Genomic DNA, 12,211 nt, shown 5'->3' on the forward strand with positions numbered 1-12,211 from the left:
ATCAATGAAAAATATTATCATTACAGGAGGTGCCGGATTTATCGGTTCCCATGTTGTAAGAGAATTTGTAAAAAACAATCCGGACACTACGATCATCAATCTTGATGCCCTCACCTACGCCGGAAATCTGGAAAACTTAAAGGACATTGAAAATGAGCCCAATTATGTTTTCGAAAAAGCAGACATCACAAAACCGGAAGAACTCAGAAAGGTTTTTGAAAAATATAACCCGGATGCTGTTGTACATTTAGCTGCAGAAAGCCACGTAGACAGGAGCATTACTGATCCGATGGCATTTATCAATACGAATGTGAACGGAACCGCCCATCTTCTGAACCTGTGTAAAGAGTTCTGGACATTAAATCCGGATCATACCCATGGCAGATTCCCGGATGAAAAAAGAACACATCTTTTTTACCATATTTCAACGGATGAGGTATATGGAAGCTTAGGCGAAACAGGATTCTTTCTGGAAACAACACCATACGATCCTCAATCTCCATATTCAGCTTCAAAAGCAGCTTCCGACCATTTGGTAAGAGCTTATGGAAATACATATGGAATGCCATTTATCGTATCCAACTGCTCCAATAACTACGGACCTAATCATTTTCCGGAAAAACTGATTCCGCTTTGCATTTCGAATATCATCAATGAAAAACCGCTTCCAATTTATGGCGACGGAAAGTATACCCGAGACTGGTTATTTGTAATTGATCATGCCAGAGCGATTCATCAGATCTTTAAAGAAGCAAGAACCGGAGAAACATATAATATCGGAGGCTTTAATGAGTGGCAGAATATTGACCTTGTAAGAGAACTGATCAGACAAATGGATGCTAAACTGGAAAGACCGGAAGGCTATTCTGAAAAACTGATTACCTATGTAAAAGACAGACCTGGGCATGATAAACGTTATGCCATTGATGCAACAAAATTAAATAAAGATCTGGGATGGAAACCATCTGTGACTTTTGAAGAAGGGTTAGGAAAAACGATTGACTGGTACCTGGAAAATAAGGAATGGCTGGAGCATGTAACGAGTGGAGATTATCAGAAATACTACGAGACTCAATATAATTAATCATGAAGCTGGTTTTTCTATTGCTATTTATCATATCTTCTCTTTTAATGCTCAGGCACTCCCTCCGCCTCCGGCAATGGCAAACTCTTCACAGCAAAAGCTTATTGATGAGTTTATAGAAGTTTCCCATTATAAGGAAGCATTGATTAATTATGCAAAAGATTATCTGGAACTGAAAATGTTTGATTACAGTGTGGATCCGCCCAAAGAACTGATTACAAAGGAACAGGCAAGATCTATTATCAACCGTTTTAATTTTGATGAGTTTAAAATTTCATTATACAGCTCATTCTCTTTTATTCCGGAAAAAAACTTAAAAGAACTTATACAATTTCATAAAGGCATAGGAGGAAAATTATCCAAAGATAATTCGGTATTCCTCATCACTCCCACCATAGATTTAAATATTAAAAATCAAATGGATTATGCCATAGAAAACATACAAAAATAAAAGATGAAAGGAATAATATTAGCCGGAGGATCCGGAACAAGACTCTACCCTCTAACGATTGCAGTAAGTAAACAGCTGATGCCGGTTTATGACAAACCTATGATCTATTATCCGCTTTCCACATTGCTTTTGGCAGGAATCAAGGATATTCTGATCATCACTACCCCGCATGACCAGGAAGGTTTCATCAAACTTCTGGGCGATGGTTCACAAATCGGCTGTAATATAGAATACGTTGTACAGCCAAGCCCTGATGGTTTAGCACAGGCATTTATCCTGGGCGACAGGTTTATCGGCAGTGATCCTGCCGCACTGGTACTGGGTGATAATATTTTTTACGGTTCGGAAATGGGAACTTTACTGAAAAATAAAACCAACCCGGACGGAGGTGTTGTTTTTGCCTATCATGTAGCTGATCCTGAAAGATATGGTGTCGTGGAATTTGACAAAGATCTGAAAGCCGTTTCTATTGAAGAAAAACCGTTGAATCCAAAGTCAAACTATGCTGTACCCGGACTTTATTTTTATGATAACAATGTAGTCGAAATTGCTAAAAATATCAAGCCTTCTGCAAGAGGCGAGCTGGAAATTACCGATATCAATAATGTTTATTTAAAGAATGGAAAGCTTGAGGTAGCTGTTCTTGACAGAGGGACCGCATGGCTGGACACAGGAACTTTTGACTCTCTTCACGATGCTTCAGAATTTGTAAGCGTTATTGAAAAAAGACAAGGATTTAAAATAGGCTGTATAGAAGAAATTGCGTTCAGAAACAAATTCATTAATGAAGAAAAACTGCTTGAAACGGCTACCAAATATGGTAAAAGCGGATATGGTGAATACCTGAAACAACTTATCGGAAAATAATCAATATAATTTATAAAAATCACAGACTATTGGCCATAACGCCAATAGTTTTTGTTCATACCGCCAAATATCAATATATTAGTTGTTGATTTTTAGTTTTATTGACGATGAAAATTCATAAACTAAGAGAGACGGTAAGAATTAATTATTATAAATTTGCAAAAACTTACACAGATGAATGAACCACAACAGAAGTGGACAGAAACGATTGATGCAGATCATTCGTTATTTGACTTGAAGCTAAAAGAAGTCTGGCGATACAAAGATCTTGTTTACATGTTTGTAAAAAGAGATTTTGTATCCAGTTTTAAACAGACTATTTTAGGGCCAATCTGGTTTTTTATTAATCCCATCTTAACAACCATTGTCTATCTGGTTATTTTCGGAAGAATTGCCAAATTACCTACAGACGGTGCACCGCCGCTTCTTTTTTACCTGGCTGGTGTTACTCTTTGGAATTACTTTTCAGCCTCATTACTGGCGACCTCCTCTACATTTACCGGAAATGCAGGAATCTTCGGAAAGGTGTATTTCCCGAGACTGGTGACTCCGTTATCAATTGTCATTTCCAATCTGATGAGGTTTGGGGTTCAGTTTCTTTTATTTATCCTTGCATGGGCATATTATCTGAGTGAAGGAAAAGTTCATCCTAACATATGGATCCTTGCAACGCCCTTTCTGATAATCCTTATGGCCCTATTTGCCTTAGGATTGGGTATGATTTTTTCTGCTCTTACAACAAAATATAAAGATCTGGCAATGCTGCTGGGGTTTGGAGTAAGCTTATATATGTATGCAACACCGGTGATATATCCTATTTCCTCATTACCGGGATTCTTTAAGAAGCTTGCTCTATATAATCCTTTAACAGGTATTTTTGAATGTTTTAAATATGCATGGTTAGGGGTTGGTGACTTCTCTCCTCTCATGTTAGGGATGAGCTCTGCTATCATTCTCATCATCATGGCAGTAGGAGTTGTTATTTTCAACAAGGTTGAAAAAACGTTTATGGATACGGTGTAATTATTTGCTGTTTAAAATTTAAATTAAAAATGCTGGCTTTAAAAGCAGAAAACATATCTAAACAATACCGTCTGGGACAAGTCGGGACGGGTACTCTTTCCCATGATCTCAACAGGTTCTGGCACAAGGTAAGAGGGAAAGAAGATCCTTATCTGAAAATTGGAGAAACGAATGACAGAACTACAAAAGGAGATTCTGAGTATGTATGGTCTCTTCGTGATGTTAATTTTGAAATAGAAAAAGGTGATGCAGTAGGAATTATCGGAAGAAACGGTGCCGGGAAATCCACCTTATTAAAATTATTGAGTAAGGTTACAAAACCTACTACAGGAAAAATATATACGAATGGCAGAATCGCATCCCTGTTAGAAGTAGGTACAGGTTTCCATCCGGAAATGACAGGCAGGGAAAATGTATTCTTAAACGGGGCTATTTTGGGTATGTCCCGTAAGGAAATCAAGCGTAAATTTGATGAAATTGTGGCATTTTCAGGTGTTGAAAGGTACATAGATACTCCTGTGAAAAGATATTCTTCAGGAATGTATGTCCGTCTGGCTTTTGCTGTTGCAGCTCATTTGGAATCTGAGATTCTTATTGTAGACGAAGTTCTAGCTGTAGGAGATGCAGAATTTCAGAAAAAATGTCTGGGAAAAATGAACGATGTGACCAAAGGAGAAGGAAGAACAATTCTTTTTGTAAGCCATAATATGGCAGCTGTTAAGCAGCTTTGTACATCAGGAATATTAATGAGAAACGGACAGATCGCTCATCGCGGGGATATCAATAGTGTTTTGGAAAATTATATCATCAATGAATTATCTCCTAATGTTGATTTCAGATATATAGAAGATTTGAGCAAAAAAGCACAGATTCAAAAAGTAAAAATATATAATAATAAAACTGTAGAAACTACTGAGTTCGGCCATAATGAAGATATTAATCTGGATATAGGTTTTGTCAACAGAAATGTAAATACAGGGATCAGAGTCAATATTGCAGTTTTGGATAAGTTTGAAAATGTGGTCTTTATTACGAGAAAAGTATTTGAAGGAAAAAATGAAAATAATTTCACTCTCAAGATTGAGGGAGGTAAATTAATACCTAACACTTACGTACTTTCAGTTGCTATAGATACACCCTCGGTAGAATTGTACGATATTATAAAAGGTGGCATACAACTTAATATCATTGAAACGGGACATGAGAATTTCCTTGCCGGAGATACGGACAACGGAATTATCACTCCACCTGTAATATGGATGTAAACAATGGGTAAAAAAATATTAATTCTTTCTACAGGTGATGTAAATGGTGCATACGAAGCCATGTACAAAGTCGCTCATATTATGAAAAATATGGGTCATGAGGTTGTCATGTGTGTGAAACACAAAACAAAAAATGAAGACTTCATTAAAACCTACAGACATCAACACTCTTCGCCACATCCAGGTCTATTGACAAGAGTTATCGGCAAAATAAAGAATAAAATAAATCCTGTACAGCCTCCAAAAGCACTGAGTACAGACAGAAAATACTCCTTTTTCAGCAAAGATGAATTATCAGAAAATATTCATGTTGAGAGTATGCTGAACATTGTAGGTTTCACACCTGATTTTATCTTCACGGGAATGACTATTGATTTTCTCAACAGTACAGATCTTCTCAATATATATAATGCTACCAAAGCAAAAATATACAATGTTACAGTAGATATGAATCATTTCACCGGAGGTTGCCATTTTTCTTGGGGATGTGACGGCTATATCAAAGGATGTGATGAAAACTGCCCCGCAATTACAAAGAATGATGAAAGAGTAACAGCTAAAAATAATTTTGAAAGAAAATTTGAAAATGCAAAAAAGCTAACTTTCAGATTATTGCCGGTTCAGGGCTGACGTTGAAGCAAGCTCAGGAATCAAAGATATATAAGGATCAGAAAACAATTTATAATGTCAACAGCCTTATTGACACCAAATTACTCAATGATAAAAACAAATCAATCGCAAAAAATATTTTCATTAGCTGATGATCACTTTTATATTTTAACGGGCGCCCAAAATATGGAAGATCCAAGGAAAGGGTTTTCCTACCTTCTTGAGGCTCTTGAAATATTAGATAAAGAATTGCCTGTTGAGCAAAAAGAAAGAATAGTGCTTCTGGTTGTTTCCAACAGTGTAAATGAAGAGTTCAACAGAGTGACCTTCAAAAAACAAAAAATAGATTACATAAAAGACTACAGGTTATTATCATTATTATATCAGGCTGCTGACATCTTTATCAATTCATCCATTGAAGATTCCGGGCCTATGATGGTTTCCGAAGCTCTTGCCTGTGGTACGCCTGTGGTAGGCTTTGATACCGGTGTACTCACCAATATGGTAATAAATGATTACAATGGATATAAAGCTCCGTTGAAGGACAGTGAAAAATTAGCTGAAGGAATAAAAAAGATCTTTGAATTAAATAAAGATTCTTACAAAACCTTTTCTCAAAATGCAGTCAAACAGGTCGAAGAATTTTCGTCTTATGAGTATGCTGAAGAAATCTTTAAAAACATCCTTGAAGCATGAAAAAAGTTGCTATTTTAGGGGCCAGCTATCTGCAGCTGCCGTTAGTAAAAAAGCGAAAGAAAACAATCATGAAGTACATTGTTTTGCCTGGGATGACGGGAAAGCAGTTTGTAAAGAATATGCAGATTACTTTTATGATGTTTCTGTTCTGGAAAAAGAAACCATTCTTGCAGAATGCAGACAAATTGGTATAGATGGTATCCTGACCATTGCAACTGATATCTGTATTCCTACAATTGCCTATGTAGCCCACGAATTAAACCTCCCCGGAAACAGCATTGAATGCTCATTATTAACGACAAACAAGTCGCTGATGAGGAAGTGCTTTGAAGAAAATAACATTGTATCACCCCGGTCCATTTCAGTTTCTGAATTTAATCCTGATGATTTTAAGTCATTCAATTATCCATTGATTATAAAACCTTCTGACAGATCCGGAAGTTTGGGAGTAATAAAGGCAGATTCTCCTGAGGAATGTAAAGAAGCAGTAGAAAATGCAATACGTTATTCTTTCTCTAAAACCTGTGTAGTTGAAGAATACATCAAAGGCAAAGAAGTAAGCGTGGAAACAATAAGTTTAAACGGCGAGCATAAGATTATAACAATCACAGATAAAATTATTACAGAAGAACCTTATTTTGTAGAACTGGCACATCATCAGCCCAGTTCATTTCCCCAGGATATTCAAAATAAAATACATGATATTACCTATGCCATGCTGAAAGCTACCAAGGTTGAAAGCGGAGCTTCGCATGCAGAACTTATGATCACGAAAGAAGGTAATGTCTTCCCTATAGAAATAGGAAGCCGTATGGGAGGAGATTTTATAGGTTCGGATCTTGTTCAGCTATCAACAGGATTTGATTATGTACAAGCCGTTTTGGATATTGCTTTGGGAGAATTTAAATTCCCTTCTGAAATATCACAAAAAAATATTCGGGAGTCTATTTTTATCAGAAAATACGAAATACCTGCTTCCTCTCTTTGCTGAAAATGCATTGGAAACATTTATCGTAAAAAAGAAATAACAAACCCTTCATTACAGCAGGCACACTCAAGTAATGATCGTTCAGGATATTTGATATATCAGTCGGACAAAAAAATTGATTTGGCATGAAACGCATAGCTATTATTGGATCAGGTCATCTGGGACAACAAATTCTGCATCATATTCATACTGATACAGAAGATAAGGTTATTGGTTTTTTTGATGATTTTCAGGAAAAAGGAAATACCATTAAGAACCTTCCTGTTCTGGGCGGCATAGACCATATTATGGCTTCTTTTGAACAAAATCTTTTTGATGAACTTATAATTGCTATCGGATATAAACATCTCACGTTTAAAAAGCAGGTATTCGAACAATTTAAAAACACAATTCCATTTTATACCTTTATCCATTCCACAACCATTGTTGATTCTTCAGCAAAAATAGGGGCCGGAAGCTTTGTGTATCCCAATTGCATGATTGATCAGCATGTGGAAATCGGTGAAAATACACTCATCAATATTTCATGCTCCATTGCACATGACTCAGTTATAGGCAACCATAGTTTTCTCTCTCCCTCAGTTTCAATAGCTGGTTTCGTTACCATTTCAGAATTATGTATTCTTGGGATAAACAGCACAATTATTGATAACATCAGTATTTCAGAAAATATACAATTGGGAGGAGGAACCGTAGTCATTAAAAATTTAGATACATCAGGATTGTATGTTGGTAATCCTGCAAGATTTATAAAATAAATATGATTCCATTCAACAAACCTTTTATTATAGGCAACGAGCTAACATACATTGAAGAAGCAGTAAAAGCGGCAAAATTTCAGGTGACGGAATGTTCACAAAGAAATGCCAGCATTTTTTTGAACAGAAATATAACTTTCCTAAAGTTCTGATGACAACTTCATGTACTGATGCTCTGGAAATGGCCGCTATTTTATGCAACGTAGAACCTGGTGATGAAGTAATTGTTCCCAGTTATACCTTTGTTTCTTCTGCCAATGCATTTGCTCTTCGTGGTGCCAAAATAGTTTTCGTGGATTCTTATGCCAATAATCCCAATATTGATCCGGCAGAAATAGAAAAGCACATTACAGAAAAAACCAAAGTTATTGTTCCTGTACACTATGCAGGAGTAGCTTGTGATATGGAGAAGATCATGAATCTTGCCCATAAGCACAATCTATTTGTGGTAGAAGATGCTGCACAGGCTATTGACAGCTATTACACCTTCTCGGATGGTACAAGAAAAGCATTGGGATCTATAGGACACTTTGCAGCTTTTTCTTTTCATGAAACCAAAAATATCATTGCCGGAGAAGGCGGAATGCTGGCTATTAATGATCCCCAATATTTTGACCGTGCTGAGGTAATTCGTGAAAAAGGAACCAACAGAAGTGCTTTCTTCCGTGGAGAAGTAAATAAATACGGCTGGGTAGATCTGGGTTCGTCTTTTTTGCCTTCTGAGATCATATCAGCATTTTTATATGCTCAGCTGGAAAACCTGGAAATCATACAGAAAAAAAGATTAGAGATCTGGCATAATTATCAGAACGGGCTTTCTTCGTTACAGGAAAAAGGATTCATTACACTGCCGGATATCCCTGCTTCTGCAACCAATAATGCCCACATGTTTTACATTGTCTGTAACAGCTATGAGGACAGGAGTAATTTAATTCAGTACCTGAAAGCACAGGATATCCACCCTGTTTTTCATTATCTTAGCTTGAATAAAAGTGACTTTTTCTTAGCAAATAATCCTAAAATAGATATTCCTAACTCAGACCATTTCACAGATTGTCTGCTGAGACTTCCCTTTTATTATGAATTATCTGAATCTGAACAAAATAAGATTATAGAATTGATCAACAGTTTTTATAAAAAATAATATAACTGCCCCGCCACTTCTCAATAATAAAATATGAATTTTTTAAAAAAATATATTGTTAATTTTTTGTTCGATGTTCTGAATTCGAATGCATATAAAGCTCACCGGCAAAATAAACTGAATGCATGGGCAAGGAAAAGCTTTAAACAGTTTGGAACGAATTCTGTATTGCCAGAGGACCATTGGATAAAAAACCCTCAATATATATCTATAGGCAAAAACTTCAGTTCCCTGTTTCATCTCAGGTTGGAAGCATGGGATCGTTTTCAGGGAGAACACTTTACTCCTGAGATCATAATCGGGGATGACGTCATTTGTAATTCAGACGTCCACATTGGTGCTATTAATAAGATTATTATTGGAAATAACGTACTTATGGCCAGCAGAATATACATTTCTGATCATTCCCATGGAAATATAAGCATTGAAGATCTGGAGCATGTCCCTGGAATGAGGCCGCTATATTCCAAAGGCCCTGTAATTATTGAGGATAACGTATGGATTGGCGAAGGCGTATGCATCCTCCCGGGAGTTACCATTGGTGAGAATTGTATTATAGGAGCCAACTCTGTGGTAAATAAGAGCTTCCCTAAAAATTCAGTTATTGCAGGAATTCCCGCCAGATTAATAAAAACATTAGAAAACTGAAATGAAAAAAATAAAACCTCTAGCATTTTATCTCCCTCAATATCACCCCGTTCCTGAAAATGATGAATGGTGGGGAAAAGGCTTTACGGAATGGACCAATGTAAGTAAGGCTAAGCCATTATTTGAAGGACATGAACAGCCTATATATCCTGCAGACCTGGGATATTATGATCTTCGGGTTCCTGAGGTCAGGGAGCAGCAGGCTCAGATGGCAAAAGATTATGGAGTACACGGATTTATTTACTATCACTACTGGTTTGGCAGCGGTAAACAATTGCTGGAACGTGTTGCCAATGATGTATTGCAGTCAGGTAAGCCTGATTTTCCTTTTTGCTTCTGCTGGGCCAATGAGACATGGTCAGGAATATGGCATGGATTGTCAGAAAAAATACTGGCCAAACAGACTTATCCGGATGAACAGGATTTAATTGCTCATTTCGAATATCTGCTGCCTTTCTTCAAAGATGAAAGATATATTAAAGTAGACAACAAGCCGCTTTTCATTATCTATGATCCGAATCATTTAAATGAAGGTGATCCTCACTATATTTCAAAGTTCAGAGCGCTTGCGAAGAAAAACGGATTTGACGACCTGTATGTTATGGCATCCAATAAACTCCGTGATGATTTTGATTTTAAATCCATGGGGTATGACAGCAAAATCTCCAATGCCTTTCAGAAAGCATGGGTTCCCCATATTGATAAAAAAGAATATATCTCCCACTCCCAATATTATAAAAACAGGATAAAAGGACTGATCGGGATTAAGAAAAAAGAGCAGCCTAAAGTAAGAATTCAGGATGCCCGGGCCGTTGTAAATGACTTAAAGTTCGAAGAAAGTAACGTTCCTACCTATCCATGTATCCTGCCTAACTGGGACAACACTCCGAGAAGTGGCTACAGAGGGATTATATTAGCCAATAATTCCCCGGAACTGTTCGAAAAACAGGTAGAAAAAGCGCTACAATATCTTGAAAGTAAAAAAGATTATCCGGAACAGTTTTTAATTGTTAAATCCTGGAACGAATGGGCCGAAGGAAATATCCTTGAACCTGACAGAAAACACGGCTTCGGATATTTGAATGCATTAAAAAAAATATTGAATAAATACAGTGGAAATGAGTAAATTCAGTGTACTTATCGCTAATTATAATAATGGCCATTTTTTGAAAAATGTTACCGGAGTTTAATTGCGCAGACTGAAACAGACTGGGAAGCAGTAATTTTAGATGACGGTTCTACTGACAATTCTCTTGAAATCATCAAAAAGATCATTGGTGGTGATCCCCGGTTTAAAATCAATCTGAATGAAGAAAACAGAGGAATAGGATATACAAAAAGAAAATTAATTGCCCTTGCTGAATCCGAAGTATGCGGTTTTTTAGACCCTGATGATGCGCTGGCACCACAAGCCCTGGAAATTGTATTAAAAACTCATTCCGAAAATCCGGAAGCAGGCTTGGTATATTCAAACTTTGTCCGTTGCGATGAGCACCTCAACCCCATATCCGTTCATAAGGCCAAACAAATTACAGACCTGGATCAGTCTTATTTTAACTTCAATGCTGAAATCTCGCATTTTGTCACCTTCAAGAAAAAGATTTACGAAAAGACATCAGGTATTGATCCTTTTCTCAAAATTGCTGAAGATAAAGACTGGTATATGAAAATGTGCGAAATAGCCCCCGTTAAATATATTGATGAGGACTTATATTTATACAGAATCCATGACAGCGGCATTTCTACTACAAAAAATGCAGAAAAGGCATTGTTTTGGCACTGGGTAGCACTGATAAAAATGGCAGAAAGAAGAAACATCAGTGTGGAAGACCTTTTCCTTCAGAGCTATGTTCCGAAAAATAAATATGATCAGGCGCTCAATAAGCTGAATCACGTGAAAAATTCAAGATGGGCAAAACTGGGAAATATGCTTGGACTTTTTAAAATATTTAAAAAACTTTAACCCTATTGGAGTAAATTAACATCTTAACGAGATAAAAAGCACATATGATAATTGGTAATGGAATTCTGGCAAATGCCGTAAGATTGTACGATAAAGAAGATGTTATTTTTTGCATCAGGGGTTTCCAATTCACTGGAAAAAAATCCTGTTGAATTTGAAAGAGAAATATCACTCCTGAAATCAGTTATTCAAGACCATCCTGATAAAAAACTGATTTATTTTTCCACATGCAGTATTTACGACCCCAGTAAAACCGGAAGTCCTTATGTGATGCATAAACTTACCATTGAAAAAATAATCGCTGAGCATTGTTCAGACTTTATTATTTTCAGGGTAGGAAATGCTGTAGGCCGCGGTGGAAATCCCAATACGCTGATCAATTTCTTTAAAAATTCGATTCTTTCTGAAAATAAGCTGACAATCCATAGCAATGCAAGAAGAATCCTTATCGGGACAGATGATATTGCTGCATTTGTAGGAAAATACATGAGAGATTTCAATAATGAGATTATCAATCTCGCCTACCCTTACCAATATTCGCTGCCGGAGATATTATCCCAGCTGGAATATCATCTTGCTAAAAATGCAGATTATGAAAGCATAGAGGAAGGTTCCCTCTACAATATAGAGTTCAACAGCATTACCGAAGACTTTTTCAGGGGCATATCACCTGATGAATATTTAAAAAAGCTTTATACATCTTATTTATAAACCA

The 12,211-nt window shown here is 36.6% G+C and carries 13 protein-coding genes and 1 pseudogene; all 14 read left to right on the forward strand.

The features are described 5' to 3' along the window. The first annotated feature begins 4 nt into the window (after window positions 1–4). Window positions 5–1,084 carry a dTDP-glucose 4,6-dehydratase gene (gene rfbB, locus OWR28_RS21190; RefSeq protein ID WP_332388391.1) on the forward strand — a complete coding sequence of 360 codons (1,080 nt, stop codon included), beginning with the start codon at window positions 5–7 and terminating at the stop codon, window positions 1,082–1,084. Beyond that, window positions 1,044–1,535: a hypothetical protein gene (locus tag OWR28_RS21195; protein ID WP_332388392.1), complete on the forward strand. Its 492-nt coding sequence runs from the start codon at window positions 1,044–1,046 to the stop codon at window positions 1,533–1,535. The genes rfbB and OWR28_RS21195 overlap by 41 nt, the downstream gene beginning before the upstream one ends. 3 nt (window positions 1,536–1,538) lie before the next feature. Beyond that, window positions 1,539–2,402, forward strand: a complete 864-nt coding sequence (gene rfbA, locus OWR28_RS21200; protein WP_332388393.1) for a glucose-1-phosphate thymidylyltransferase RfbA — start codon at window positions 1,539–1,541, stop codon at window positions 2,400–2,402. A gap of 174 nt (window positions 2,403–2,576) precedes the next feature. Further along, complete coding sequence (locus OWR28_RS21205; RefSeq protein WP_332388394.1) at window positions 2,577–3,425, forward strand: ABC transporter permease; 849 nt, start codon at window positions 2,577–2,579, stop codon at window positions 3,423–3,425. A 29-nt stretch (window positions 3,426–3,454) separates the two neighbouring features. Continuing rightward, window positions 3,455–4,690, forward strand: a complete 1,236-nt coding sequence (locus OWR28_RS21210; RefSeq protein ID WP_332388395.1) for an ABC transporter ATP-binding protein — start codon at window positions 3,455–3,457, stop codon at window positions 4,688–4,690. Between the two features lie 3 nt (window positions 4,691–4,693). After that, window positions 4,694–5,320: a hypothetical protein gene (locus OWR28_RS21215; protein ID WP_332388396.1), complete on the forward strand. Its 627-nt coding sequence runs from the start codon at window positions 4,694–4,696 to the stop codon at window positions 5,318–5,320. 165 nt (window positions 5,321–5,485) lie between these two features. Continuing rightward, the gene (locus tag OWR28_RS21220) at window positions 5,486–5,995 is read left to right on the forward strand and encodes a glycosyltransferase (protein ID WP_332388397.1); all 510 of its coding nucleotides are present in this window, start codon (window positions 5,486–5,488) and stop codon (window positions 5,993–5,995) included. Then, a complete protein-coding gene (locus OWR28_RS21225) occupies window positions 5,985–6,986 on the forward strand; it encodes an ATP-grasp domain-containing protein (protein WP_332388398.1) in 1,002 nt (333 codons plus the stop codon). Before OWR28_RS21220 ends, OWR28_RS21225 begins: the two co-directional genes overlap by 11 nt. A gap of 122 nt (window positions 6,987–7,108) precedes the next feature. Then, window positions 7,109–7,741, forward strand: coding sequence for an acetyltransferase (locus OWR28_RS21230; RefSeq protein WP_332388399.1), 633 nt, complete (start codon window positions 7,109–7,111; stop codon window positions 7,739–7,741). A gap of 91 nt (window positions 7,742–7,832) precedes the next feature. Continuing rightward, window positions 7,833–8,885, forward strand: a complete 1,053-nt coding sequence (gene rffA / locus OWR28_RS21235; RefSeq protein ID WP_332388400.1) for a dTDP-4-amino-4,6-dideoxygalactose transaminase — start codon at window positions 7,833–7,835, stop codon at window positions 8,883–8,885. Window positions 8,886–8,918: 33 nt separating this feature from the next. Then, the gene (locus tag OWR28_RS21240) at window positions 8,919–9,533 is read left to right on the forward strand and encodes a DapH/DapD/GlmU-related protein (RefSeq protein WP_332388401.1); all 615 of its coding nucleotides are present in this window, start codon (window positions 8,919–8,921) and stop codon (window positions 9,531–9,533) included. 1 nt (window position 9,534) lies between these two features. Further along, window positions 9,535–10,659, forward strand: a complete 1,125-nt coding sequence (locus tag OWR28_RS21245) for a glycosyltransferase WbsX family protein (RefSeq protein ID WP_332388402.1) — start codon at window positions 9,535–9,537, stop codon at window positions 10,657–10,659. 45 nt (window positions 10,660–10,704) lie between these two features. After that, window positions 10,705–11,496 (forward strand): annotated as a pseudogene (locus OWR28_RS21250) (glycosyltransferase family 2 protein); the annotation flags it as partial. A 99-nt stretch (window positions 11,497–11,595) separates the two neighbouring features. Further along, on the forward strand, window positions 11,596–12,207 hold the full coding sequence (locus OWR28_RS21255; RefSeq protein ID WP_332388403.1) for an NAD-dependent epimerase/dehydratase family protein: 612 nt from the start codon (window positions 11,596–11,598) through the stop codon (window positions 12,205–12,207). Window positions 12,208–12,211: the final 4 nt, after the last annotated feature.

Source organism: Chryseobacterium sp. 1B4 (assembly GCF_036631475.1).
Taxonomy (GTDB): Bacteria; Bacteroidota; Bacteroidia; order Flavobacteriales; family Weeksellaceae; genus Chryseobacterium.

Excerpts from the sequence above, each read along its gene's own strand:
- OWR28_RS21220 (WP_332388397.1), top strand. The coding sequence starts at position 5,486 with ATGGAAGATCCAAGGAAAGGGTTTTCCTACCTTCTTGAGGCTCTTGAA.
- OWR28_RS21205 (WP_332388394.1), top strand. The coding sequence starts at position 2,577 with ATGAATGAACCACAACAGAAGTGGACAGAAACGATTGATGCAGATCAT.
- rfbB (WP_332388391.1), top strand. The coding sequence starts at position 5 with ATGAAAAATATTATCATTACAGGAGGTGCCGGATTTATCGGTTCCCAT.
- OWR28_RS21245 (WP_332388402.1), top strand. The coding sequence starts at position 9,535 with ATGAAAAAAATAAAACCTCTAGCATTTTATCTCCCTCAATATCACCCC.
- OWR28_RS21215 (WP_332388396.1), top strand. The coding sequence starts at position 4,694 with ATGGGTAAAAAAATATTAATTCTTTCTACAGGTGATGTAAATGGTGCA.
- rffA (WP_332388400.1), top strand. The coding sequence starts at position 7,833 with ATGTTCACAAAGAAATGCCAGCATTTTTTTGAACAGAAATATAACTTT.
- OWR28_RS21255 (WP_332388403.1), top strand. The coding sequence starts at position 11,596 with ATGTTATTTTTTGCATCAGGGGTTTCCAATTCACTGGAAAAAAATCCT.
- OWR28_RS21210 (WP_332388395.1), top strand. The coding sequence starts at position 3,455 with ATGCTGGCTTTAAAAGCAGAAAACATATCTAAACAATACCGTCTGGGA.
- OWR28_RS21240 (WP_332388401.1), top strand. The coding sequence starts at position 8,919 with ATGAATTTTTTAAAAAAATATATTGTTAATTTTTTGTTCGATGTTCTG.
- OWR28_RS21230 (WP_332388399.1), top strand. The coding sequence starts at position 7,109 with ATGAAACGCATAGCTATTATTGGATCAGGTCATCTGGGACAACAAATT.
- rfbA (WP_332388393.1), top strand. The coding sequence starts at position 1,539 with ATGAAAGGAATAATATTAGCCGGAGGATCCGGAACAAGACTCTACCCT.